Consider the following 25,617-nt stretch of genomic DNA (forward strand, 5'->3'; position numbering starts at 1 on the left):
TGCCGTTTTCTGCATATAGTCCCGCTTCACTTTATTGTTAAGCGTGAACAATCATTTTTACTATATTTAGGAGTATGTAACATGGCTGAAATCCAAATGGCACTCGACTCTCTGGACTTCGACGCAACAATGGCTCTGGCTGAACAAGTCGCGCCTTACGTCGACATTCTGGAAATTGGTACACCATGCATCAAGTACAACGGTCTGAAACTGGTTAAAGCACTGAAAGCTGCTCACCCAGACAAGAAAATCCTGGTTGACCTGAAAACAATGGACGCTGGTGAATACGAAGCCACTCCTTTCTTTGAAGCCGGTGGTGACATCACTACTGTACTGGGTGCTTCTGACATGGCGACCATCAAGGGCGTTATCAAAGCAGCAAACGCTAACAACGCTGAAGCACAAGTTGACCTGATCGGTGTTGAAGACAAAGCAGCAGTAGCTAAAGAAGCCGCCCAAAGCGGTGCGCACATCATCGGTGTTCACACCGGTCTGGACGCGCAAGCAGCTGGCCAAACTCCTTTTGAAGACCTGAAAACCATTACTGGTCTGAACCTGGGCGTTAAAGTTTCAGTTGCCGGTGGTATCAACAAAGACACCATCCAAAGCTGTGTACAAGCTGGCGCTGCTATCGTTGTTGTTGGTGCTGCTATCTACGGTGCGCCTTCACCAGCTGAATCTGCTAAAGAACTGCGCGCTCTGGTTGACGCAGCATAAGGATTAGTAAAATGACAATGCATCGTGATCTAGTTATTAACAAAATCACTGATATCCTGGGTGCTACTGACGACTCCCTTGAAGCAGAATTCGTTGCTATGTGTGATGATGCCAAGCGCATCTTCATCACTGGTGCGGGTCGCTCAAGACTGGTTGGTAACTTCCTCGGTATGAGGTTGATGCATAGTGGTTATACTGTCTATATTCAGGGTGAAATCAGCACACCAAGCATCCGTGAAGGCGATCTGCTGATCGTGATCTCGGGTTCCGGTGAAACAACCCAGCTGGTTTCATTCGCGAATAAAGCCAAGTCTGAAAACGCTAAAGTCGCTCTGATTTGCTCAAAATCAAGCTCCACCATTGGTGATATAGCGGATAAAACTATTCAAATTGGTAACGATAATAGCTTTGCCCCGACTAAGGGCATGCCTATGGGAACCATGTTTGAATTGTCTACATTGATTTTCCTGGAAGCCATCGTGTCTCACCTGATTCACGAAAAAGGCATTCCGGAAGAAGAGATGAAATACAGACACGCTAATATGGAATAACCACTTTTCCTTAGCAGAAAGTCAGAAAACGGGTAACCTTCAGGTTACCCGTTTTTTTATGTCCGTCATATAGATAGAGCTTGGCGGCCGAAAACGCTATAATAAATAGTTATCCATTTATTGATTTAGAATTCTATGTCTGCCAAAACGCTTTACGACAAACTCTGGGAACAACATGTGGTGCGCAGCGATGCAGACGGCACAGCGCTGCTCTACATCGATCGCCATCTGGTTCATGAAGTCACTTCTCCTCAGGCTTTTGAAGGACTGCGTCTGGCGCATCGTAAACCGTACCGCCTGAACACCATTCTGGCGACACCGGATCATAATGTGCCAACCTCTGACCGCGATAAAGGCATCGCCGACCCGGTCTCACGTCTGCAGGTAGAAACACTCGACCTGAACTGTAACGAGTTCGGCATTACCGAGTTTGGCCTCAATGATCTGCGACAGGGTATTGTCCATGTGGTCGGCCCTGAACAGGGGGCCACCCTGCCGGGCATGACCGTGGTCTGCGGCGATTCCCATACCTCGACTCATGGCGCTTTCGGTGCACTGGCCTTTGGTATCGGCACCTCCGAAGTCGAACATGTCATGGCTACCCAGTGCCTGATTCAGCGCAAATCCAAAAATATGCAGGTTCGCGTCGAAGGTCATGTGAACCCCGGCATCACGGCGAAGGATATTGTGCTCGCGATTATCGGTGAAATCGGTACCGCCGGCGGCACAGGATATGCCATTGAGTTCGCCGGCGAAGCGATCCAGGCTTTGAGCATGGAAGGCCGTATGACTGTCTGTAACATGACGATCGAAGCCGGTGCCCGCGCCGGTATGATCGCAGTCGATGACACCACCATTGATTATCTCAGAGAGCGGCCTTTTGCGCCTCAGGGTGAGAACTGGGATAAGGCTGTCGACGCCTGGCGCGATCTGCACTCGGATGACGGTGCGCATTTTGACAAAGTCGTGGTGCTCAAGGCGCAAGAGATTAAACCGCAGGTCACCTGGGGTACATCACCGGAAATGGTGGTGCCGGTCAACGCAACGATCCCTGATCCGGCCGCAGAGTCTGACTCGGTTAAGCGAAACGGGATGGAAAAAGCCCTGAAATATATGGGCCTCAATGCCAATCAGCCGATTACCGATATTCACCTGGACCGGGTCTTTATTGGCTCCTGCACTAATTCACGCATTGAAGATCTGCGCGAAGCGGCCGCTGCCATCAAGGGTGGCAAGGTCGCCGCCAGCGTCAAACAGGCAATGGTGGTACCCGGATCCGGTCTGGTCAAACAACAGGCGGAACAGGAAGGGCTGGATAAAGTCTTTATTGAAGCCGGTTTTGAATGGCGTGATCCGGGCTGTTCGATGTGCCTCGCGATGAACGCTGACCGTCTGGAATCAGGCGAGCACTGTGCCTCGACATCGAACCGTAACTTTGAAGGTCGCCAGGGTCAGGGGGGCAGAACCCATCTGGTCAGCCCTGCAATGGCCGCTGCGGCGGCGATTGCCGGTCACTTTGTGGATATCACCCAGCAAAGCACATGACCGATTACACGGCAGTACAGGCTGAACTACTGACTCTGCGTGATTTTCTGCGCTGGACCACATCCCGCTTCTTGGAAGCGGGATTGTTTTATGGGCATGGCAATGATGACGCCTTTAATGAAGCGTCGCAAATGATACTGAGCAGCCTGAATCTGCCGGTGCATGAGTTACCCGAGCTGTTTCTCGATGCTCGTCTCAGCAGCAGCGAAAAAAGCCATCTGCTGGCGCTTGTTCAAAAGCGCATTGAACAGCGCATTCCCCTGCCCTACCTGACACATGAAGCCTGGTTTGCCGGCCTGCCCTTTTATGTAGATGAAAGAGTACTGATTCCACGTTCACCTTTTGCCGAACTTATCGACAATCAGTTCCAGCCCTGGCTGGAAAACCCAGCCAGCGTTAACCGCATTCTGGATCTCTGCACCGGTAGCGGCTGTATCGCGATTGCGCTGGCACTGGCATTTCCTGAGGCCCAGGTCGATGCAGTGGATATCAGTGCTGACGCACTGGCTGTGGCCCAGATTAATATTCACAAACACGATCTGCAGGATCAGGTTCAGGCCATTCAGTCCGATTGCTGGCAGTCACTGTCACCCAAGCAGCAATATGACCTCATCATCAGCAATCCGCCCTATGTCGGTGCTGATGAAATGGCTGGCTTACCTGCAGAATACCGTCATGAACCAACTGCCGCGCTGGAAGCGGCTGATAATGGTCTGGCTTTAGTCAGGGAGATCCTGCTCCATGCCGCGGATTATCTGAGCGATGAAGGCTTACTGTTTGTGGAAGTTGGCAATAGTGATCTGGCGGTCGACGCCGCCTGGCCGGAGATGGCATTCCTATGGCTGGAATTTGAGCTTGGCGGTCACGGAATTTTTATGCTGGATAAGCCCCAGTGCATCGAATTCAGGCGAAAATACGGATAGCGGAAACTAGGCTGTTTCGCTTTCTTCCTGGTAGGTCACAACACAATCCCTGCCTGCCATCTTGGCCTGGTACATGGCTTTATCTGCGCGCTCGAACAGGCTGTTGAGCGTGTCATTGTTTTCCCTGGATAATTCAGCAATCCCGACACTGACCGTGACCGCAGTCTCCAGGCCGGCCGGTTTAAACTTACGCAAGCGATCCAGCATGCGGTCCATCAAACCATTGGCTGAGGCCAGGTCACAGCCGGGCAGGATAAACACCATCTCATCGCCGGCCCAGCGGGCAATCATATCGACATCGCGAACATGCCGTTTGAGCCAGGCGCCCAGCTCTGATAATAGTTGATCACCTATGAGGAAGCCGTGGCTCTCATTGATTTGCTTCATATGATCAATATCCATCACTGCCAGCGACAAGGTACGATCGAAACGATAAGCCTCGCTGAAGTATTTACCGGCAAACTCTCGCAACGCATGGCGATTAAAGAGTCCGGAAGTCTCATCCAGCATGGCCAGGCTGTATAGCGACTGTTGCTGGGTGCGCAGTTCTCTCAGTGTCTGATAACTTGTGATGTGGTTGAACACACGCTGGCGCAGCTCCTCACGCACTATCGGCTTGGATACGTAATCATTGACGCCAAGATGGAACAACTCGATCTTGCGTGACATATTGTCGAAGCCGGAGGTCGCGATGATCGGCACATTGCCGTATTCGCTCTGCATCCGGCGGATTTTCCTGACCAGGGTGATACCACTCATGATGCCTTCCAGCATGATATCGGTAATTACCAGGTCATAATCCCCATTGCGGAATGCCTCCCAGGCACTCTCGGCATAGTTATAGGCGTCAACATCCAGGCCCATATCCGTAAGCAGGTCGATAACAATAGTCTGCAAAACACGGGAATCCTCAATAAATAACACCCGCCCTGATAACTGTCGCGACTCACGCTGGCTGAGGCGGGTCAGATAGGTTTCCATCTCGGTGATGTCGTGTTTACTGAAGATATCGGTGGCACCGGCCAACAGGGCCTGTTTTAGAATTTTGGCGTTATCCTGCTCGGTCAGTACGAGGAGTGTGGCGAACTCATAGCCGCTGATAGCCCGAAGCTGACTGCAGAACTCACTGCTGGCATAGTCTTGCAGGTTATCGGCACAACAGACCAGGCGATACCGGCCGGCAGCGGCCTTGTCCAGACCATCGTACCCGGAGTGCGCAATATCCACCTGGAAACCGGCAGACGTCAGTAAGTCGCTCAACTGTTCGCTGAAATAACTCGAACTATCTATCACCAGCGCGTTTAACATGCTCTGTGCCTTACTGCTATTGCTATCCATACTCTCCATGTATCGAGGACTGACTAAATTGGCAACATTACCATTAATTGAACTGTGTCGCGAGTAATTGCCGGGTAAAGCTGGTACGAAGATAAAACCCCTTGGGATTAATCTGGGTACTCTCACCGGTTTCCGACCAGGTCTTTGCCAGCACCCGGCTATGGGCGGCTTTGGGCCGTATCTGTAAAAACTCACCTTCTCGGGCCGTGATTTCAGCCTGTTCCCCGAGTACGACCCGGTCCATTAATTCTTCCCAGTCACGCTTCAGTTGCTGTTCCTGTGCCGGTGTAGGATGCCAGATCCAGCCGTGTCCGACGTAACGGTCAGCCAGCGGTATCGCCGAATCCGCCTCTACCGGTAACCATAGCACTTTTGCCAGCTTTTTCCGGACCCAGCTGTTATCCCATTGCAGGCGACCGGACTCGGTCAGAGAGACGGTGCAGACATAAGTGGACTCTTTCGGCTGTCCCTGGGCGTTGAGCGGCAGGGTTTTCAGTTCGATGCCCAGACCGGTAAAATCGGGTTCTGCCTGGTTACCGGCATCAGCGCCAAGGTAGGTCTCCAGCAACTGGCCTACCCAGCCCTTATGCCGTTGCAGATTATCGGGCACGCTCAGTCCCAGCTCCGCCGCCACTTGCCCCAGTGTTTTGCCCGCCAGCAGCCGACACCGTTCCACTAATTCCGCTTCGGTTTCAGGGGCTTTTATCAATTTCATTCTCTATTCCAAATTCTCAACAGCGGTCCGGTCATGGTAACCTAGCGTCCTTTATTCTGTCGTTGTGAGGTGCTGTGAAAGCCTTATCCATCAACAAGCTGAGCAAAACTTACCGCAATGGTGTGCAGGCCCTGAAAGCGGTCAGCCTGGATATCCAGCAAGGCGACTTCTTTGCCTTGTTAGGACCTAATGGAGCCGGCAAAACGACAACTATCGGTATTGTCACCTCGCTGGTCACCAAAACAGCCGGTAGCGTCAAAGTCTTTGACACCGATCTGGATGACGATCCAGAACAGGCTAAAAGTTATATCGGCCTGGTGCCGCAGGAATTCAACTTTAACGGTTTCGAACAGGTTAAACATATCCTGATTACCCAGGCTGGCTATTACGGCATGCCGGCACATGAAGCCGAACCCCGCGCTGATGAACTGCTCAAACAGCTGGGTCTGTGGGAAAAACGTCATTCGCCTTCCCGCTCTTTATCCGGTGGCATGAAACGCCGTCTGATGATTGCGAGAGCACTGGTACACAATCCCAAATTGCTGATTCTGGATGAACCGACAGCGGGTGTCGATATTGAACTTCGGCGTTCAATGTGGACTTTCCTGCGCAAGATCAATGCCGCCGGCACGACGATTATCCTGACTACCCATTACCTGGAAGAAGCAGAGAGTCTGTGCCGTAACATCGCGATTATCGACAAGGGTGAGATTATCGAAAACACCGATATGAAAAGCCTGCTCAACCGGCTGGACAAGGAAGCTTTCATTCTCGATCTCAAGTATCCACTGTTGAATAACGACCTTGATGGACTCGACTTCGAACGATTGGATGACACCACCATCGAAGTCGAAATCAGCCGTGGCGAGTCACTCAACAGTATGTTTGAAATACTGAGCCGGCATGGTGTCGAAGTTGTCAGCATGAAAAACAAAGCCAACCGACTGGAGGAGTTGTTCTTGAATCTGGTTGAAACATCGGAGCAAAGCGCATGAACCCAAGCCGTCATCAACGTCACTGGGTCGCCTTATCAACGCTGGTCACCCGCGAAGTCCGTCGCTTTTTCCGCATCTGGCCGCAGACACTGTTACCGCCGGCGATTACGATGACGCTCTATTTCATTATCTTCGGCAACCTGATTGGCAGTCGTATCGGTGAAATGGGCGGTTTTACCTATATGGAGTACATTGTGCCCGGCATTATCATGATGGCGGTCATCAATAATGCCTATGCCAATGTAGCCTCATCCTTTTTCAGCGCCAAGTTCCAGAACCACGTCGAGGAACTGATTGTTGCGCCGGTGCCCAATTACCTGATCCTGGCCGGCTATGTTGCCGGCGGCACAGCGCGTGGTCTCTGCGTCGGCATTATTGTCACCATCGTCTCACTGTTTTTCACCCGGCTGCCGATTGAGCATATTTTTATCACTATCAGCATGGTGGTATTGAGCGCCGTCCTGTTTGCTATCGGCGGCTTTATCAATGCGGTCTATGCCCGCAGTTTTGATGAAATTTCGATTATTCCGACTTTTATCCTGACACCACTGACCTATCTCGGCGGCGTGTTTTATTCGATCAGCCTGCTGCCGGAGTTCTGGCAGAATGTGTCTCTACTGAACCCGATTCTCTATATGGTCAACGCTTTCCGCTTTGGCATGCTGGGGGTATCGGATATTCCGGTTGTCGCCGCATTCAGCATTATTCTGCTGTTTATTGGCGGACTGACAGCTTTTGCTCTCTACCTGCTTCACAAAGGTACCGGGCTCAGGAACTGATTCACAGTCGCGATATGAGATACATGAATCTGCAGATTTCGCAGATTGAGTAAATATAGGCTCAAAACTGAGGCCCAGATCCACAGCTAAGGTCAACATACACGCGCTTGATTAGTAAATAGTAAGCTTCTCAATAAGCTGTGGAATCAGCGTAATCTGCGGATAACCAAAAAGCTAACCTACCAGCGCCAGAGCATCCTTAAGCGTCTGAATCCCTGCTCCCGGCAAGTGGGCATTCTCACTTAAGTGCCGACGCCAGCGGCGGGCGCCGGGCTGGCCCTGAAACAGGCCCAGCAGATGCCGGGTAATCGATTTCAATGGTCTGCCCTCCCGCATCCGCTGTTCAATATAGGGCAGCATGACTTCAATGACTTCATGCCGTGACAGTATCGGCTGAGCCTCACCGAACACAGTTTCATCGGCGGCCGCCAGCAGGTAAGGGTTGTGATAAACCGCGCGGCCCATCATCACGCCATCGACATGCTGCAGATGTTGTCCGGCTTCATCCAGCGTCTGGATACCGCCATTGATATCAATATGCAGATGCGGATAGTCCCGCTTCACCTGATAAACCCGCTCGTAGTTAAGCGGCGGCACATCGCGATTTTCCTTGGGGCTCAAACCTTTAAGCCAGGCATTACGGGCATGCAGAATAAAAATCTCACAGCCAGCGGCAGAGACTTTATCGATAAAGTCAGTCAGAAACTCATAACTATCAAAATCATCAATGCCAAGCCGGGTTTTGACTGTCACAGGAATAGTCACTTTTGCCTGCATCGCAGCAACGCCTTCCGCCACCAGCGCCGGTTCAGCCATCAGGCAGGCACCAAAACGACCGGATTGCACCCGGTCACTGGGGCAGCCGACGTTCAAATTGATTTCGTCATAGCCGGCGTCTTCTCCCATCCTGGCACATTCCGCCAGTTCCACAGGCTCACTGCCACCCAGTTGTAAAGCCAGCGGATACTCACGTTGATCATGGGCCAGAAAACGGTCCCTGTCACCGTGAATTAGCGCACCGGTCGTGACCATTTCGGTATAAAGCAGTGTCTGCCGCGAAATGAGCCGCAGCAGATAACGACAGTCACGGTCAGTCCAGTCCATCATCGGGGCGACTGACAAGCGTCGGGAAGGGTGAAAAGCGGTAGCTGATGACATCTTAATTAGCAAAGTCTAAAACGCCATATTTTCGCAAATAACTGGCGAAAAATCTTCCTGTTACGCACAATATCGCGATGAAAAGCATCCACTGCAACGGTGTCGAGGTTGAGGTTATCCGCAGCAAACGGCGTAAGACGCTGTCGCTGGCGATTCGCGATGGCGAGGTCCAACTGCGGATCCCGGCGCGTTTACCCATGCAGCAGGCCGAATATTTTGTGCAGCAGAAAAGTGGCTGGATTCAGCAGAAACTGGCTGCTCACCCGCCGGTCGCCCCCAAACAGTTCGTCAATGGTGAGCGCCTGCTCTACCTGGGCATTCCCTATCAACTGGCTGTGTATCCATCACAGCCTGGCAGGAAAGTGACACTCATCGATAAGCGATTCTGTGTCGAGCATCGCGGTCGGCAAGCCAGCGAAGTCGCGCTGAAAAAACAAATCACTGACTGGTACAAACAGCAGGCACAAAGCTGGCTGGCTGAGCGATGTGAACTGCTGGCACGGCAGACCGGTTTTAAACCCGGCACCATTGAAGTCAAAACCTACCGGGCCCGCTGGGGCAGTTGTACCCTGTCCGGCAAAATACAGCTCAACTGGAAACTGATAATGGCACCAGCCAAAATCATTGACTACGTCATCATTCACGAACTGTGTCATTTGCGACAGCACAACCACTCGCCTGCTTTCTGGCGACTGGTTGAACAATTTGACCCGGACTTCACGCAGCATCGGGCATGGTTGAAAATAAACGGACAGCAGCTTCAGCTGTAAACCCTGACTAAACCCGACAACCAGGTTTAGAAGCTTGAAAAATCTGCCGTTTCGATTAATATGTCGACTTTCGGATAAGGAACGCTGCAACAGGGCACATCCTGCTAGGCTTATCCAACAGTATTCATCTAACTGCGTTCATTATTAACAGGTAACTGATAGTAATGAGCACTGTTCCCGACTCATGGCACCACTATCATTACCTTGAACTGATGTAATGAGGAAGCTGGCTATGAGTAGTAACTATCTTTTCACTTCTGAGTCCGTGTCAGAAGGTCATCCGGATAAAGTCGCTGATCAGATTTCTGACGCCATCCTGGACGAGATTCTGCGACAGGATCCCAAAGCCCGGGTCGCCTGCGAGACCCTGATCAAGACCGGCGCCGCAATTATCGCCGGTGAAATCACCACTTCAGCCTGGGTCGACCTGGAAGATGTGGTCCGTAAAACTATCACCGATATCGGCTATAACAGTTCTGAAGTGGGTTTCGATGGTCAGACCTGTGCCGTCATGTCACTGATCGGTAAACAATCCTCCGATATCGCCATGGGCGTGGACCGTGATACTGAAGAAAATCAGGGAGCCGGTGACCAGGGGCTGATGTTTGGCTATGCCAGTAATGAAACCGATGTGTTGATGCCGGCACCGATTACGTATGCCCACCGTCTGGTGAAAAGACAGGCACATATCCGTAAAAGCGGTGAACTGAGCTGGCTGCGTCCGGATGCCAAAAGTCAGGTGACCTTTGTCTATCAGGACGGCAAACCGGTCGGTATTGATGCCGTGGTGCTTTCCACCCAGCACAGTCCGGAAATCTCTCAGGCGGATCTGCGTGAGGCGGTGATGGAACACATCATCAAACCGGTTCTGCCGCAGGAATGGCTGACGCCAAAAACCCATATCCATATCAACCCGACCGGCCGTTTTATTATCGGCGGTCCGGTCGGTGATGCCGGCCTGACCGGTCGCAAGATCATCGTGGATACCTACGGCGGCATGGCACGTCACGGTGGCGGTGCTTTCTCCGGTAAGGATCCGTCCAAGGTCGACCGCAGTGCAGCCTATGCCGGTCGTTATGTGGCCAAGAACATTGTTGCCGCCGGCCTCGCTGACCGTTGTGAAATTCAGGTCTCCTACGCCATCGGTGTGGCTGAGCCGACCTCGATCAGCGTCGAGACCTTCGGCACCGGCAAAATTCCGCAGGAACGGCTGGAACTGCTGGTCAGGGAACATTTTGATCTGCGCCCGGTCGGTCTTATCAAAATGCTCGACCTCATCAAACCGATGTACCAGCAAACTGCTGCCTATGGCCATTTCGGCCGTGAAGGTGTCGGCTTCAGCTGGGAAAATACCGATATGGCAGACGTATTACGCGACGCCGCCGGTCTGAAATAATCAAGGAATTATCATGGAATCTGCAATCGAAAACCTCAACCCCGACTATAAAGTCGCTGATATCTCTCTGGCCAAGTGGGGCCATCAGGAAATCAAAATCGCCGAGAGCGAAATGCCCGGCCTGATGGCTTTGCGTGAAGAATATGCCGGTCAGGCGCCGCTGAAAGGTGCCCGTATCGCCGGCTGTCTGCATATGACTATCCAGACCGCGGTACTGATCGAAACCCTGATCGAGCTGGGAGCTGAAGTCCGCTGGTCTTCCTGCAATATCTTCTCAACCCAGGATCATGCCGCAGCAGCCATTGCTGATCAGGGCATCCCGGTGTTTGCCTGGAAAGGCGAAACTGAAGAGGAAGCGGTCTGGTGCATTGAACAAACCATTGTCGGCCCCAACGGCTGGCGTCCGAATATGATCCTGGACGATGGCGGTGACCTGACCCTGATCATGCACGAGAAATATCCGGAACTGCTGGATGATGTCAAAGGCCTGTCGGAAGAAACCACCACCGGCGTGCACCGTCTCTACGAAATGATGAAACAGGGCACACTGAAAGTGCCGGCCATCAACGTCAATGATTCGGTCACCAAATCCAAGTTCGATAACCTCTACGGTTGCCGTGAGTCACTGCTGGACGGTATCAAACGCGCCACCGACGTGATGATCGCAGGTAAAATCTGCGTCGTACTGGGTTACGGTGATGTCGGTAAAGGCTGTGCACAGGCATTCCGCGGCATGGGTGCGACCGTACTGGTTACCGAAATCGATCCGATTTGCGCGCTGCAGGCGAGCATGGAAGGTTACCGCATCGTCACCATGGACGAAGCGGCGGCAATGGCTGATATTTTTGTCACCGCCACCGGCAATATCGATGTCATCACCCATGATCATATGAAAGCGATGAAGAACGAAGCCATCGTCTGCAATATCGGTCACTTTGATTCTGAAATTGATGTCGCGTCACTGCGTAAATACGAATGGGAAAACATCAAACCGCAGGTTGACCATATTATCTTCCCTGACGGCAAGCGCATCATTCTGCTGGCCGAAGGCCGCCTGGTGAACCTGGGTTGTGCTACCGGTCATCCGAGCTTTGTGATGTCTGCGTCCTTCACCAATCAGGTCATGGCACAAATCGAACTGTGGCAACATAGTGACAACTATGAAAACCGTGTTTATGTGCTGCCCAAGAAGCTGGACGAGAAAGTCGCCCAGCTGCATCTGGGCCGTATCGGTGCCAGCCTGACCCAGCTGACCCCGGAACAGGCGAAGTACCTCGGTCTGGAACAGGAAGGACCTTACAAACCTGATCACTACAGGTATTAATCTCTTATCAGTTAAAATGGGCTGATTTTTTCAGCCCATTTTTTTATTCAAGACAAAAACATGTCCAAAAATCTGACGCTCAGCTGTGAGTTTTTCCCGCCAAAAACCGAAAAAGGTGTGGCGAATCTGCGCCGTGTTCGTGAGGCACTAATCCCGCTTGCGCCCGAGTTTTACTCAGTGACATTTGGGGCCGGTGGCTCAACCCAGGACAACACCATGGAAGCGGTGCTGGAAATCCAGGAGCAGCAACCCTCGACTGGAATTGATGCCGCGCCACATCTGTCGTGTGTCGGTTCAAGTGCTGACCGCCTGCGGGAAATGCTTGATATCTATCAACAAAACGGCATTCACCGTATCGTTGCTTTACGCGGCGATCTGCCTTCGGGTATGCGGGATCCGGGCGATTTCCGCTATGCCAGTGAACTGGTCGAATTTATCCGCAGGGAAACCGGTGATTATTTCGATATCGAGGTCGCCGCCTATCCGGAAGTGCATCCACAGGCTCAGACCGCTGAATTTGATCTGGATAACTTCAAACGTAAGGTCGATGCCGGTGCAAACAGCGCCATTACCCAGTATTTCTACAATATCGATGCTTACCGCTTCTTCCTCGACCGCTGTGTGCAGAAAGGTATTGATATTCCGATTATTCCGGGCATTATGCCGATCAATAACTTTGCACAGCTGGCACGTTTCTCAGCCAGTTGCGGTGCTGAAATCCCGCGCTGGCTGCGTAAACGGCTGGAAGAATTTTACGACGATACCGAGTCGATGAAAGCCTTCAGCCTGGATTTTCTGACTGAATTCACCCGTCAGCTGATTGAGCTCGATGTGCCGGGACTGCACTTCTACACCATGAACAAGACCGAGCCGACTCTGACCATTTGTCAGCGACTGAACCTGATTAAGCAATAATGCAGAAAGGTGGCTGAGCGATGAATTATTTTGCTGATTCTTTCGCTGCTGCCTTTGCGCTGATATGGCAGCTCGATCCGGAAATTATGCGGATTGTCTTCACATCGGTATTTATCTCCCTGTCAGCATCGGTAATTGCCGCTGTGCTGGCCATCCCGGCTGGCGTCGTAATGGCTTTAAACCGCTTCAGGGGCAAGCGGATAATCCAGCATTTACTTAACACGCTGATGGCCATGCCTACCGTGGTTATCGGTCTGCTGCTTTATGGTTTGTTCAGCCGCGCCGGTCCGCTTGGCGAATGGGGACTGCTTTACACCCCGACCGCGATTATTATCGCCCAGGCGATATTAATTTTTCCGATCATGATGAACCTGACCGTCACCGCGGTGAACGCGGCGGATCCCAGACTGATACCCACCTTGAGAAGCCTCGGGGCACGCACTCTGCCGATGATGCTACAGGTTATCCGTACCACCCGTTTTGCGATTCTGGCAGGCGTAATTACCGGTTTTGGCCGGGCTATCGGTGAGGTCGGCGCGGCGATGATGCTGGGCGGTAATATCGAGGGTTTTACCCGCACCATGACCACGGCCATTGCGCTGGAAACCAGTAAGGGCGAATTCGAACTGGGACTGGCACTGGGCATGGTGCTGCTGTTGATCGCTTTTGTACTCAACTTTCTTTTATCAGCCCTCAATAAGGCCAGATCATGATCCCGGCCTATCAACTCAATGACATACAGGTTCGTTTTGATGGCCGTGAAGTACTGAATATACCGTCACTGAGCCTCAGCCTTAATCAAAGCACGGCGCTACTGGGTGAAAACGGTGCCGGTAAATCCACGCTGATGAATTGTCTGGCCTTTGTTCAAGCCCCTGATCAGGGACAAATTATCCTGTTACAGGAAACCGTCGGTACCAGGTTGACCGCTGCACAGCGCCGGCGGATCGGCTATGTCACGCAGCAACCTTATATGCTCAATGGCACGGTTCGAGACAACCTGAAACTGGCACTCAGACTGCAGCAGATCCCGCGCCCGCAACATCACACGCTGATAGAAAAGACCCTGGCCATGGTCAATCTGATGCCGCAGGCTGATCAGGATGCAGCAACACTGTCCGGCGGTGAACTCAAGCGTGCGGCGATCGCGCGGGCGATCGTGTATGAACCGGATATTCTGCTTCTGGATGAACCCTTTTCACATCTGGATCAGCGTCATATCCGCCAACTGGAAACCAGCATCCGTCAGTTTGCTTCCCAGGACGGTAAGACCGTGATTTTCTCGACTCATGACCGGCTGCAGGCGATGGCGGTTGCCGACAACTCGATCAATCTGGTCAATGGCCGAGTTACCAATGCGCCACTGCTGAATCTCTATCATGGCCGAAGCCAGCAGCAGTTATTTAACACCGGCAATCTGCTGATTCATATTGGTGAAACCGATGCCGACGCCCGTCATATCGCAATCGATCCACGACAGATTATTGTGTCTGATCAACCACTGCATCACACCAGCATGCTCAACAGTTTCGCTGGCAGGTTGACGCAGATTGCCGAGGAAGGCGGACAAGTCCGGCTGATGATCGATTGCGGCGAGCCGTTTTATGCCGTCATCACCCCGACTTCGCTGCACAACCTCGCGCTGCAACTGGGAGATACGGTCTGGGTTAATTTTAAAGCCAGTGCCGTCAGTGTGTTCTGATGGCTTTGCCGCGCAATGACCGGCACACAAAGCAGATTGTTTTTCAGTTCACAGAACATTTTGTCGTGATCCTGTAGGCAATGGCATAAGACTTGCGGTAACATAAACTCATGGTCGCAACATTAGTCCCAAAACACTTGTGAAACCCTCATTACAGCTACGTGTAGGCCAAAGTCTGTCGATGACTCCGCAGCTGCAGCAGGCGATCCGCTTATTGCAACTGTCGTCGCTGGAACTACAGGCTGAAATCCAGGAAGCATTGGAAACCAACCCGTTACTGGAAGTCGAGGAAGACTACGACTATGACGAGAATGCGGCCAGTCGCAGTGACGATGATCAGGCCAGCCGTGATATCAGCCAGCTGGAAAATCAGGACATACCCGAAGATTTGCCTGTCGATACCAAGTGGGAAGATATGTATGACCACCAGCCTGTCTCGAATACAGGCAGCAGCCCGATGGGTGACAGTGATCTGGAACGGGACAATCAGGACGAAAGTACCGACACCCTACAACAGCATCTGCTGTGGCAGATGCGATTGACTCCCTTTTCAGAAACCGAAGCCGCCATCGCCACCATGATCATCGACTCAGTGGAAGATGACGGCTATCTTAAAACCACGCTGGAAGACATTCACGACAGTTTGAGCGAAGAGTTTGAGGATCTGGAGCTGGATGAAATTGAAACCGTACTGCATCGGATTCAGCATTTTGATCCGGTGGGTGTGGCAGCCCGTGATCTGCGCGAATGCCTGCTGATTCAACTGCGCGTTTATGAAGCTTCCGGTCTTCCGCATATCGATCTGCTGCGCGAGCTGGTCGACAAACATCTCGATACCCTCGCCAAACGTGATTACGCCCAAATCAAACGGGCACTTAAAGTCTCAGACGATGAACTGACCGAACTGGTGCGCTCGATTCAGCTGCTCAACCCGCGTCCCGGCAGTCAAATTCAGACTGACACTACCGAATATATTGTGCCCGATGTCTACGCACGCAAATATAAAGGTAAGTGGCAACTGTCCCTGAACCCGGACAATGCGCCGCGGCTGCAAATTGCCGAGCACTATGCACAACTGGTTAATCGTGCTGATAACAGTGCTGAAAACACCTATCTCAAGAATAATCTGCAGGAAGCCCGCTGGTTTTTGAAAAGTCTGCAAAGCCGCAATGAAACCCTGCTCAAGGTCACCGAAGCGATTGTCGATCGGCAGAAAGACTTTCTCGATCACGGTGAAGAAGCGATGAAACCGCTGGTGCTGGCCGATATTGCCGAGGCAGTGGAAATGCATGAATCCACGATTTCCCGGGTTACCACCCGCAAATACCTGCATACACCGCGTGGTATTTTCGAGCTGAAGTATTTCTTTTCCAGCCATGTCAGCACTGAGGCCGGGGGTGAATGTTCAGCCACGGCAATCCGCGCTATCATCAAGAAACTGGTCGCGGCCGAAAATCCGCGCAAACCACTGAGTGACAGTAAGATCGCCGCTATTCTGGGCGATCAGGGTATCAACGTCGCTCGACGGACGATTGCAAAGTATCGCGAGACGCTGGCCATCGCGCCATCGAACGAGCGAAAACGACTGGTCTGATCCAGTCATCACCACTCTAAAAGGAGTCTTAAGTTATGCAATTAAATTTAAGCGGACAACACGTCGAAATTACTGACAGCCTGCGTGATCACGTCAACAAAAAATTCGAAAAACTGACTCGTCATTTCGATAATATGACCAATGTTCACGTGATTCTCTCTGTGGAGAAACTGCGCCAGAAAGCAGAAGCCACAGTCCACGTCAGTGGCGCGGATCTGTTCGCCTCCGATGAAAACGAAAACATGTACAGCGCGATCGAAAACCTCGTCGCCAAACTGGATCGTCAAATCATCAAGCATAAAGATAAAATCACTGATCACCATCAGGCGGTCGGTGCCGATATGAAGCACAGAAGCAATTAACTCTATTCACAGGACTTTCTATGCTCATTGCCGCCTTATTGGTTAACGCTGACAGCATCAGTTATCGCGACCCGGCCTCCAGCAAGAAAAAAGTGCTGGAAAACCTGAGTCAGAAACTGGCTGCCAACACAACCGCGACAACGGCAGAGAAAATCTTCCAGGTTCTACTCGAGCGTGAACGGCTCGGCAGTACCGGACTGGGCAAGGGCGTGGCGATTCCCCACGCCCGTGTGCCCGGTCTGACGCATACCATCGCCGCCATGCTCACCCTGGAGACGCCGGTCGCCTTCGAATCTGCCGACAATCAGCCCATCGATATTGCTTTCGGTCTGCTGGTACCGGAAGAAGATACCGACCACCACTTGCAGCATCTTTCCCGTCTGGTCGCCCTGTTCCGCGATCCGGAGATCTGCGACAAAATCCGCCACGCCGACAGTGCTGAAGCGATTTTCGAGCTGCTGCTGTCGATTGATGATGATTAAGCCATGATTCCGCATCCCGATACCCAATCCTGTCATGGTGTCATGGTCTGTATTCATGGCCAGGGTGTGCTGATTACCGGTGAAGCCGGGATCGGCAAAAGCAGCCTGGCGCTGGAGCTGGTCGCCGAAGGCCATCAACTGGTGGCTGATGATGTGATTGAAGTCAGTTGCAGTGATAATCAGCTCTTCGGTCACTGCCCCAATATGCTCAAGGGCCTGCTCAACAGCCGCGAATTGGGCACTATTGATATTGAGAAGCTGTTCGGCATCAGCGCTACGGTTGAATCAGCGCCACTGCAATATATCGTCGAACTCAACGAAAGTCCGCTGCCGACTCAACTGGAAGGTCAGCAACAGACCACCAGGCTCATGCAGCAAAACGTCACCAGTATCAGGCTTAACCCCCGCTCTGCCGCCAGCGTCGCATCGCGGCTGCTGACCTGGCTCAAACTGCAGCACCAGGCTGATGCCAATGAGGAACTCCGCCGCCGTCAGGCTGCACGAATGCAATCATGAATCCTGCTCATGGCTGGACCGCGCTATCAGACTCTGCAGGCCGTTAATATTTGCCTGTGCAGAGGATATCCATTACATTCAAAGCCGTCATAAGGCTGTCGCTGTGCCAGAACTGACAACTGCAGCAGCTGTTTTTACAGAGAGATGAGATGACCGTAGGCATTTTACTCGTATCACATAACAACATCGGCACCGAGTTGATCAACACGGCACGCCAGATGCTGTCCTGCTGTCCTTTGCCCACCAAAGTACTGTCGATTGAGTCCAAAGACCGGCCGGAAGCCATTCGGCTGGAACTGGATGAAGACCTGAAGGGCCTGGACCAGGGTAATGGCATTTTGATTCTTACCGATATGTTCGGCTCGACGCCAAGTAATATCGCCTGTGCGGTGTCAGATCGCACTGATATCCGCGTGGTTTCCGGACTCAATCTGCCAATGCTGATTCGGGTACTGAATTACCCGGCTTTGAGTCTGGATGAACTGGAAGTAAAAGCACTGAGTGGCGGCCAGGAAGGTGTGGTCCGCTGTCATCACTCGGGATACTCAAGTAAATGATGGAACAGACATATAAAATTATTAATAAACTCGGACTGCACGCCCGCGCTGCCGCTAAATTTGTGACCACAGCCTCGGCCTATCAGTCAGAAATTACCGTTTCGCGCGATGGCCGCAGCGTCAATGGCAAAAGCATTATGGGCGTGATGATGCTGGCCGCTGCTAAAGGCACGGAAATCCGGGTCAATGCGGTCGGTGATGATGCAGAAGCCGCACTGGCTGCCATCGGCACCCTCATCAATGATTATTTCGGAGAAGGGGAATGACACTTGAGCTGCAGGGTATCGGCGTCTCTCGTGGCATTGCGATGGGCCGCGCCCATATTCTTTTTCACAACCAGCCCGATGTCCGCGAATATCTGATTCCGGCTTTTGCCATCGAACAGGAAGTCGATCGCTTTCAGGACGCCATCGAGCAGGCCCGGCAACAGCTCAAATCGATTCGTAACCATATCCCGGCCAATGCACCGGCCGACGTCACCTCGTTTATTGATACGCATCTGTTGATGCTCGGTGACTCCTCCCTGAACAAGGTGCCGGTGGATATGATCCGTCAGCGCCGCTGTAATGCCGAATGGGCTTTGCAGCTCCAGCGGGATGCCCTGATCAACGTCTTTAATGAGATGGATGATCCCTATCTCCGGACCCGCCGCGATGATGTCGATCATGTGGTCAACCGGATCCACCGCATCCTGACAGACCAGGAAGTGGCAGATCATGAAATCCCGGATGGTCGTCTCAAGGGCCATATCATTATTGCCGAGGATTTAACCCCGGCCGATACGGTGCTGATGCAACATCAGGGCATAGTCGCCTTTGTCACCGAACATGGTGGCGCGACGTCACATACCACGATTCTGGCGCGTAGCCTCGGTATTCCCGCCATCGTCGGTGTCGAGTCTGTCCGCCGTTATGTGCAGGACAACGAACCGCTGATTGTTGACGGTGAAACCGGCATTATGTTGCTGGGCGCCGATGAAACCACCCAGGAAGAATACGAACGTCGTCTGGTTGCTTTCCGCGAACATATTTCTTCACTCAGCCGCTATAAATCGCAGCCGACCAAAACGCGGGACGGCAAACCGATTACTTTGCTGGCCAACGCTGAGCTGCCGGAAGATATCACGACTATCAGTGCAGCCGGCGCGCAGGGCATCGGTCTCTACCGGACCGAGTTTCTATATATGAACCGGCTGGCACCGCCGGAAGAGGAAGAACAGCTCGCCGCCTACCGCGATGTGGTCGAGGGCATGAACGGCCAGCCGGTAACTATCCGGACCTTTGACCTGGGTGCGGATAAAACGGTCGATGGCGGCCGTCACCTGAACCAGACTGTGGTCACTAACCCGGCACTGGGTCTGCGGGCAATTCGACTGTGCCTGAGTCAACCTGCCATGTTCCGCACCCAGCTGAGGGCCATTCTGCGGGCATCGGCCTACGGCAAAATCAAAGTCATGTTTCCGATGATCTCAACCATGCACGAACTGCTACAGGCGCGGCACATACTGGAACAGTGCAAGCATGAACTCGATATGGAGCATCTTGAATACGATCATCACATCAAGATTGGTGCGATGATCGAAATTCCGGCCAGCGCCGTCTGCGCTGAAATGTTCGCGCGCCATGTCGATTTCCTGTCCATCGGCACCAATGACCTGATTCAGTACACACTGGCGATCGACCGTATCGATGATCACGTCAACTATCTCTATGATCCCTTGCATCCAGCTGTGCTCCGTCTGATCCACATGACGCTGCGCGCCGGCAAGAAACATAATGTCGAGGTATCGATGTGCGGTGAAATGGCCGGTGACCCCCGCTACAGCCGCCTGTTACTGGCCATGGGACTGGAAAGTTTCAGTATGCACCCCAACGCCCTGCTGGAGGTCAAGCAGGTGATCAATGAAACCGACCTGAACCAGTTACCGATCAATACGCTGGAAATCATGAACGCGACGGATCCGCTCGAAGTCGACATGCTGTTGGAGCAAATCAACGGCCCCGACCACTAAAGACCGCTTCGGGACCTCTCCCGAAGCCGGCTTACCTTGTTCTGACATCGCTCTGTATTAAATCTAATCCGGGGCCGGCGCTATTCAGTTGCCGGCAAGCAGGCTAAAATAGCGGCCGAAGCACGGATCCGAATCACCGCCGCCGTTGAGACCTGGAAATGTCAGAGCTGGACCAACATCACACGCTGAACCATTCAATCGATACCCTTGCCGATGCGTTGCAGAGCGGTCGCTTTGTGCGCATGCGTCGATTGCTGGCCGGTTTGCACCCGGCGGAAACGGCGCATTTGCTGGAGTCGCTTCCCCCCAACGAACGTAAAATCTGCTGGCCGCTGATTAACCCCGATCTGCGTGGTGACGTGCTGTCCTATATGGGCGAGGAAGTCCGTACCGATCTGATGACGGAAATGGACACCGCCGACCTCATCAACGCCACCGAAGATCTGGATACGGACGATGTGGCCGATATTCTGCAGGATCTGCCCGATCACATCGTGCATGAAGTGCTGCGCGCCATGGACAGTCAGCACCGACGTCGGGTTGAAGCCGTACTCGGCTACGAGGAGGACACCGCCGGTGGTTTAATGAACACCGACGTTATCACGGTGCGTACCGATATCACACTGGAAGTGGTGCTGCGTTACCTGCGCATGCTGGGGGAGCTGCCTGAAAATACCGACAGCCTGTATGTCGTCGATCATAATGATCATTATCTGGGCACTCTCAGGCTGTCACAGGTGGTCAGTCGCAGCCGTTCTTTATTGGTCAGTGAAGTAATGTCGCATCAGGTGGAGCCGATTCCGGCCAATATGTCGGATCGCGATGTAGCCCGTCGCTTCGAGAAACATGACCTGATTTCAGCGCCGGTTATCGATAAGGATAATCACCTGCTCGGTCGTATCACCATCGATGACGTGGTTGACGTTATCCGTGATGATGCCGAGCATTCGATGCTGAGCATGGCCGGTCTGGGCGAAGACGAAGACACCTTTGCGGGCGTCAAACGCAGTGTCAATCGCCGTTCGGTCTGGCTGGGCGTCAATTTGCTGACCGCCTTTCTGGCCTCCTGGGTCATTGGGCTGTTTGATACCACTATCGAAAAAGTGGTGGCACTGGCGGTATTGATGCCGATTGTCGCCAGCATGGGGGGAATCGCCGGCAGCCAGACTCTGACGCTGGTAATCCGCTCAATGGCACTGGGTCAGCTTAATGACAAAAACCAGCGCTGGCTATTGCGCAAGGAAATTCTGGTCGGGATCAGTAACGGGGTGATTTGGGCACTTGCGATTGCGCTGGTCACCTATGTCTGGTTTCAGCAGGCATCGATCGCTATCCTGATTGGACTTGCTATCATCATTAACCTATTTGCTGCTGCCGTCGCCGGCGTGACCATTCCGCTGGCTCTGAAACGGATTGGCATCGACCCGGCTTTGTCGGGCAGCGTTTTGCTCACCACCGTGACTGATGTGGTCGGTTTTATGGCCTTCCTCGGTTTTGCCACGCTGTTTATTATCTAGCTCGGAACTATTTATGTCTGGTAACACTTTTGGGAAACTTTTTACTGTCACTAGCTTTGGCGAGAGCCACGGTCCGGCAATCGGCTGTATCGTTGACGGCTGCCCGCCGGGACTGGAACTAAGCGAAGCCGATCTGCAAAACGACCTGGATCGTCGCAAGCCCGGTAAGACCCGCTATGTCACCCAGCGGAAAGAAGCCGATGAAGTGAAAATCCTGTCCGGTGTTTTTGAAGGCAAAACCACCGGCACACCAATCGGGATGTTGATCGAAAACACGGATCAGCGCTCCAAAGATTACGGCAATATCATGAATCAGTTCCGCCCGGCCCATGCGGACTACACCTATCATCAGAAATACGGCGTCCGCGATTATCGTGGCGGTGGCCGTTCTTCGGCCCGTGAAACCGCGATGCGCGTAGCCGCTGGCGGCATCGCCAAAAAGTACCTGCGGGAACGTTACGGTATTGAAATTCAGGGATACCTTGCCCAACTGGGTCCGGTCAAAATTGAAAAGATCGACTGGAACCACATCGACCAGAGCGCCTTCTTCTGTCCGGACCCGGATAAAGAACAGGCCCTGGAAGACTATATGAAGTCATTGAAAGGTGACTCGATTGGTGCCCGTATCAATGTCGTGGCACGCCATGTCCCCCCCGGCCTCGGTGAGCCGATTTTTGACCGCATCGATGCTGATATCGCCCATGCGATGATGAGCATCAATGCCGTCAAGGGGGTCGAAATCGGCGCCGGCTTCGATGCCGTGACCCAGAAAGGGAGCGAACACCGCGACGAAATCACACCGGAAGGTTTCCTCACAAATAATGCCGGCGGTACGCTCGGAGGCATCACCAGTGGTCAGGACATTCTGGTTTCTATGGCACTGAAAGCCACCTCCAGCCTCAGCATTCCCGGCCGCAGTGTCGACAAGGAAGGCAAGCCGATTGAGGTTGTCACCAAAGGCCGTCATGATCCCTGTGTCGGCATCCGGGCAACACCGATTGCCGAAGCCATGCTGGCACTGGTGCTGATGGATCACGTGCTGCGTCACCGTGCCCAGAACATGGATGTAAAGACTGACACACCGATCATCCCGGCTCAAAAACCCTAAGTGCCTTTATCCCAAGTTCCATACTGGCGCCTGTCGGGATTTTATTTCTTTTATTTTGCCTGTCTGGGCGTGCTGGTTCCCTATTGGAGCCTGTATCTGCAATGGGAAGGCTTTTCAGCCAGCCAGATCGGTGAACTGACCGCCATCCTGTTGGCGTCACGGATTGTGGCGCCCAACGTGTGGGGCTGGATTGCCGACCATAAAGGTCAGCGTATGCGCATCGTGCGCTCAGCCAGTTTCGCTGCCACGCTGGTATTTGCCGGCATCTTTATTGACCAGTCCTATCTCTGGGTCGCCGGCACGCTGTTGCTGTTCAGCTTTTTCTGGAACGCCTCGCTGCCGCAGTTTGAAGTCACCACCCTGCAGCATCTCGGCGACCACAGTCATCATTACAGCAAAGTGCGGGTTTGGGGCTCTGTCGGCTTTATTGTCATCGTCATGAGCCTGGGCTGGCTGCTGGAAATCTTTGATCCGGGCATCGTGCCCATCGCGCTGCTGCTCAGTACAACCGGCATCTGGCTGGTCAGTCTGATGGTGCCAGAGTCGGCTTCACGCCATATGAGTCTGGAACCGGTGTCGCTGGGAGCCTTGTTGAAAAGACCGGCCGTTATCGCCTTTCTGGCCATGTGCTTTCTGGCCCAGGCCAGCCATGGCCCCTACTACACTTTCTACACCATTTATCTGGAACAATATGGCTACGGCCGCGGGTTGATCGGTCAGCTGTGGGCACTGGGCGTGTTTGCTGAAGTCATCATTTTCCTGTTTATGCATCGCTGGCTGCCACGGTTTGGCTTGCGTTATGTGCTACTGGTCAGTTTACTGCTGAGTGCGCTACGCTGGATTTTGATCGCCCTGTTTCCGCAAAATCTGCCTGTGCTTATCTTTGCCCAGCTGCTGCACGCGGCTAGTTACGGCACCTATCATGCGGCCGCCATTGCCTGGGTGCACCGGCACTTTATCGGTAAAACCCAGGGCCGCGGGCAGGCACTCTACAGCAGTGTCAGCTTTGGAGCCGGGGGGGCGCTGGGCAGCCTTATCAGTGGCTATCTGTGGCAGACACCGGGACCGATGTGGACCTATCTTCTGGCCAGTGGCCTCACCCTGCTCGCCCTACTGATTTCTCTTATCTGGCTCAAGGAAGATGACCGCCATAAAAATCCGGCGCTGTAAATACCTCTTTTTCTCCGGCTTTTTCACTTCCCTTCACACCCCCCATTACTTATACTATTGGGCTGAAAAAATTAGCGACATTCAGACAGCAGACACGTCCGTTGTCTCAACCAGGTGAAATCATGCATTTCTCGATTAAGAAAGGGCTGGATTTGCCCATCTCGGGTAAACCCGAACAATCTATCTTTGACGGCAACCCTGTCAAATCGGTAGCGGTCTTGGGTAATGAATATGTGGGCATGCGTCCCACCATGCTGGTCGAGGAAGGCCAGAAGGTGAAGCTGGGCCAGGCGCTGTTTGAAGACAAGAAAAATCCCGGGGTGATGTTCACCGCCCCAGGGGCCGGTACGGTCCGCGCCATCAACCGCGGCGCCAAGCGGGTCCTGCAATCCGTCGTGATTGACCTGGAAGGCGATGAAGAGGTCAGCTTCCAGCAATACGATGTCGCAGGCCTTGATAAGCTGGATCGGCAGGCCATTCAACAGAACCTGGTCGATTCCGGTCTCTGGCTCTCCTTCAGAACCCGTCCCTACAGCCGCTCTCCGGCGCTTGATTCAACCCCGCATTCGATTTTTGTCACGGCCATTGATACCAATCCCCTGGCCGCTGATCCCAGCGTGATTATCAATGAATACCCGGATGACTTTAAGCATGGCCTGACGGTCATCAGCCAACTGACCGATGGCAAACTGTTTCTCTGCCAGGCGCCGGATACAGCCCTGCCGGCCAGCCATTGTGAAAATCTTGAAATTCATACTTTTTCCGGGCCGCATCCTGCCGGTCTGCCGGGCACCCACATTCATTACCTGGATCCGGTCAGCGCGAGTAAAACGGTCTGGACCATCAACTACCAGGATGTTATCGCCATCGGCAAACTGTTCACTACCGGCCGCCTCTGGACCGAACGGGTCATTGCATTTGCCGGTCCGCTGGTAAATAAACCGCGTCTGATCCGCACTCGTCTCGGAGCAAGCACTGAAGATATTGTTTTTGGAGAAATCCAGAACGTACAGGCAAGGATTATTTCCGGCTCGGTATTGCACGGCCATACAGCTAACAACTGGGCAGCCTATCTGGGGCGTTACCATAACCAGTTGTCGGTGATTGCTGAAGGCACTGAACGTGAACTGCTGGGCTGGATTCGTCCGGGTGGCAAAAACAAGTTTTCGGCCCTGAATGTATTTATTTCCAGCCTGTTTCCGAAAAAAGATCTGGCGCTGACGACATCGCAGAACGGCAGCCCGAGAGCCATGGTGCCGGTCGGGGTGTTTGAACGGGTGATGCCACTGGATATTCTGCCGACGCAACTGTTGCGCGCGTTATTGGTCAAGGATACTGACTCTGCCCAGGCGCTGGGTTGTCTGGAACTGGACGAAGAAGACCTGTCTCTTTGCTCCTTTGTCTGCTCCGGCAAATACGATTATGGCCCGGCGCTACGGACCAACCTGACACAAATTGAGAAAGAAGGATAA

Annotated in this window: 26 protein-coding genes and 1 riboswitch; of the genes, 23 read left to right on the forward strand and 3 right to left on the reverse strand. The window is 53.0% G+C overall.

The annotated features are described in order from the left end of the window. Nucleotides 1-81: 81 nt before the first annotated feature. From hxlA to prmB, 4 genes are all read left to right on the forward strand, one after another. Complete coding sequence (gene hxlA / locus FH755_RS09920) at nucleotides 82-717, forward strand: 3-hexulose-6-phosphate synthase (protein WP_292440958.1); 636 nt, start codon at nucleotides 82-84, stop codon at nucleotides 715-717. 11 nt (nucleotides 718-728) lie between these two features. Continuing rightward, a complete protein-coding gene (gene hxlB / locus FH755_RS09925; protein WP_292440959.1) occupies nucleotides 729-1,268 on the forward strand; it encodes a 6-phospho-3-hexuloisomerase in 540 nt (179 codons plus the stop codon). 135 nt (nucleotides 1,269-1,403) lie between these two features. Next, nucleotides 1,404-2,813 carry a 3-isopropylmalate dehydratase large subunit gene (gene leuC / locus FH755_RS09930; RefSeq protein WP_292440960.1) on the forward strand — a complete coding sequence of 470 codons (1,410 nt, stop codon included), beginning with the start codon at nucleotides 1,404-1,406 and terminating at the stop codon, nucleotides 2,811-2,813. Then, nucleotides 2,810-3,736, forward strand: a complete 927-nt coding sequence (prmB, locus tag FH755_RS09935; protein ID WP_292440961.1) for a 50S ribosomal protein L3 N(5)-glutamine methyltransferase — start codon at nucleotides 2,810-2,812, stop codon at nucleotides 3,734-3,736. The genes leuC and prmB overlap by 4 nt, the downstream gene beginning before the upstream one ends. A 6-nt stretch (nucleotides 3,737-3,742) precedes the next feature. Here prmB and FH755_RS09940 read toward each other — a convergent pair whose 3' ends face one another. Together FH755_RS09940 and mutH are read right to left on the reverse strand one after the other, a co-directional pair. Further along, nucleotides 3,743-5,074, reverse strand: a complete 1,332-nt coding sequence (locus tag FH755_RS09940) for a diguanylate cyclase (protein WP_292440962.1) — start codon at nucleotides 5,072-5,074, stop codon at nucleotides 3,743-3,745. Between the two features lie 43 nt (nucleotides 5,075-5,117). Then, a complete protein-coding gene (gene mutH / locus FH755_RS09945; RefSeq protein ID WP_292440963.1) occupies nucleotides 5,118-5,789 on the reverse strand; it encodes a DNA mismatch repair endonuclease MutH in 672 nt (223 codons plus the stop codon). A gap of 74 nt (nucleotides 5,790-5,863) precedes the next feature. On the opposite strand from mutH, the gene FH755_RS09950 reads away from it, so the two are divergent. Then, the gene (locus FH755_RS09950) at nucleotides 5,864-6,784 is read left to right on the forward strand and encodes an ABC transporter ATP-binding protein (protein WP_292440964.1); all 921 of its coding nucleotides are present in this window, start codon (nucleotides 5,864-5,866) and stop codon (nucleotides 6,782-6,784) included. Beyond that, nucleotides 6,781-7,563, forward strand: coding sequence for an ABC transporter permease (locus tag FH755_RS09955; RefSeq protein ID WP_292440965.1), 783 nt, complete (start codon nucleotides 6,781-6,783; stop codon nucleotides 7,561-7,563). Before FH755_RS09950 ends, FH755_RS09955 begins: the two co-directional genes overlap by 4 nt. A gap of 174 nt (nucleotides 7,564-7,737) precedes the next feature. On the opposite strand, the gene dusA is transcribed toward FH755_RS09955, so the two are convergent. After that, nucleotides 7,738-8,721 (reverse strand): tRNA dihydrouridine(20/20a) synthase DusA, encoded by a 984-nt coding sequence (gene dusA, locus FH755_RS09960; RefSeq protein ID WP_292440966.1) that lies wholly within the window; start codon nucleotides 8,719-8,721, stop codon nucleotides 7,738-7,740. Nucleotides 8,722-8,798: 77 nt separating this feature from the next. Between dusA and FH755_RS09965 the strand changes: the two genes are divergently transcribed. The 17 genes from FH755_RS09965 (at nucleotide 8,799) to FH755_RS10045 (ending at nucleotide 25,617) form a co-directional block, all read left to right on the forward strand. Then, entirely contained in the window at nucleotides 8,799-9,491 is a 693-nt protein-coding gene (locus FH755_RS09965; RefSeq protein ID WP_292440967.1) for a SprT family zinc-dependent metalloprotease, read from the forward strand. A 70-nt stretch (nucleotides 9,492-9,561) separates the two neighbouring features. Then, a riboswitch (S-adenosyl-L-homocysteine riboswitch) is annotated at nucleotides 9,562-9,638 on the forward strand. 85 nt (nucleotides 9,639-9,723) lie between these two features. Further along, nucleotides 9,724-10,887, forward strand: a complete 1,164-nt coding sequence (metK, locus tag FH755_RS09970) for a methionine adenosyltransferase (protein ID WP_292440968.1) — start codon at nucleotides 9,724-9,726, stop codon at nucleotides 10,885-10,887. A 13-nt stretch (nucleotides 10,888-10,900) separates the two neighbouring features. Further along, entirely contained in the window at nucleotides 10,901-12,211 is a 1,311-nt protein-coding gene (gene ahcY / locus FH755_RS09975) for an adenosylhomocysteinase (protein WP_292440969.1), read from the forward strand. Nucleotides 12,212-12,271: 60 nt separating this feature from the next. Then, nucleotides 12,272-13,126: a methylenetetrahydrofolate reductase [NAD(P)H] gene (gene metF, locus FH755_RS09980; protein ID WP_292440970.1), complete on the forward strand. Its 855-nt coding sequence runs from the start codon at nucleotides 12,272-12,274 to the stop codon at nucleotides 13,124-13,126. Nucleotides 13,127-13,146: 20 nt separating this feature from the next. Next, a complete protein-coding gene (locus FH755_RS09985) occupies nucleotides 13,147-13,839 on the forward strand; it encodes an ABC transporter permease (protein ID WP_292440971.1) in 693 nt (230 codons plus the stop codon). Then, a complete protein-coding gene (locus tag FH755_RS09990) occupies nucleotides 13,836-14,828 on the forward strand; it encodes an ATP-binding cassette domain-containing protein (RefSeq protein ID WP_292440972.1) in 993 nt (330 codons plus the stop codon). The genes FH755_RS09985 and FH755_RS09990 overlap by 4 nt, the downstream gene beginning before the upstream one ends. A 139-nt stretch (nucleotides 14,829-14,967) precedes the next feature. Continuing rightward, complete coding sequence (locus tag FH755_RS09995; protein ID WP_292440973.1) at nucleotides 14,968-16,422, forward strand: RNA polymerase factor sigma-54; 1,455 nt, start codon at nucleotides 14,968-14,970, stop codon at nucleotides 16,420-16,422. A gap of 35 nt (nucleotides 16,423-16,457) precedes the next feature. After that, a complete protein-coding gene (raiA, locus tag FH755_RS10000; protein ID WP_292440974.1) occupies nucleotides 16,458-16,784 on the forward strand; it encodes a ribosome-associated translation inhibitor RaiA in 327 nt (108 codons plus the stop codon). A 20-nt stretch (nucleotides 16,785-16,804) separates the two neighbouring features. Next, nucleotides 16,805-17,266 carry a PTS sugar transporter subunit IIA gene (locus FH755_RS10005; protein ID WP_292440975.1) on the forward strand — a complete coding sequence of 154 codons (462 nt, stop codon included), beginning with the start codon at nucleotides 16,805-16,807 and terminating at the stop codon, nucleotides 17,264-17,266. 3 nt (nucleotides 17,267-17,269) lie between these two features. Further along, nucleotides 17,270-17,782: a serine kinase gene (locus tag FH755_RS10010; protein WP_292440976.1), complete on the forward strand. Its 513-nt coding sequence runs from the start codon at nucleotides 17,270-17,272 to the stop codon at nucleotides 17,780-17,782. A 149-nt stretch (nucleotides 17,783-17,931) separates the two neighbouring features. Continuing rightward, nucleotides 17,932-18,339: a PTS mannose transporter subunit IIA gene (locus FH755_RS10015; RefSeq protein WP_292440977.1), complete on the forward strand. Its 408-nt coding sequence runs from the start codon at nucleotides 17,932-17,934 to the stop codon at nucleotides 18,337-18,339. Continuing rightward, nucleotides 18,336-18,605, forward strand: coding sequence for an HPr family phosphocarrier protein (locus FH755_RS10020; RefSeq protein WP_292440978.1), 270 nt, complete (start codon nucleotides 18,336-18,338; stop codon nucleotides 18,603-18,605). The genes FH755_RS10015 and FH755_RS10020 overlap by 4 nt, the downstream gene beginning before the upstream one ends. After that, nucleotides 18,602-20,350 (forward strand): phosphoenolpyruvate--protein phosphotransferase, encoded by a 1,749-nt coding sequence (gene ptsP, locus FH755_RS10025; protein WP_292440979.1) that lies wholly within the window; start codon nucleotides 18,602-18,604, stop codon nucleotides 20,348-20,350. The genes FH755_RS10020 and ptsP overlap by 4 nt, the downstream gene beginning before the upstream one ends. A 158-nt stretch (nucleotides 20,351-20,508) precedes the next feature. Then, nucleotides 20,509-21,867 (forward strand): magnesium transporter, encoded by a 1,359-nt coding sequence (gene mgtE, locus FH755_RS10030; RefSeq protein ID WP_292440980.1) that lies wholly within the window; start codon nucleotides 20,509-20,511, stop codon nucleotides 21,865-21,867. Between the two features lie 13 nt (nucleotides 21,868-21,880). After that, nucleotides 21,881-22,975 (forward strand): chorismate synthase, encoded by a 1,095-nt coding sequence (gene aroC, locus FH755_RS10035; protein WP_292440981.1) that lies wholly within the window; start codon nucleotides 21,881-21,883, stop codon nucleotides 22,973-22,975. Next, the gene (locus tag FH755_RS10040; protein WP_292440982.1) at nucleotides 22,976-24,145 is read left to right on the forward strand and encodes an MFS transporter; all 1,170 of its coding nucleotides are present in this window, start codon (nucleotides 22,976-22,978) and stop codon (nucleotides 24,143-24,145) included. 122 nt (nucleotides 24,146-24,267) lie between these two features. Then, a complete protein-coding gene (locus tag FH755_RS10045; protein ID WP_292440983.1) occupies nucleotides 24,268-25,617 on the forward strand; it encodes a Na(+)-translocating NADH-quinone reductase subunit A in 1,350 nt (449 codons plus the stop codon).

It is taken from the genome of Methylophaga sp., assembly GCF_009711715.1.
Lineage (GTDB): Bacteria > Pseudomonadota > Gammaproteobacteria > Nitrosococcales > Methylophagaceae > Methylophaga.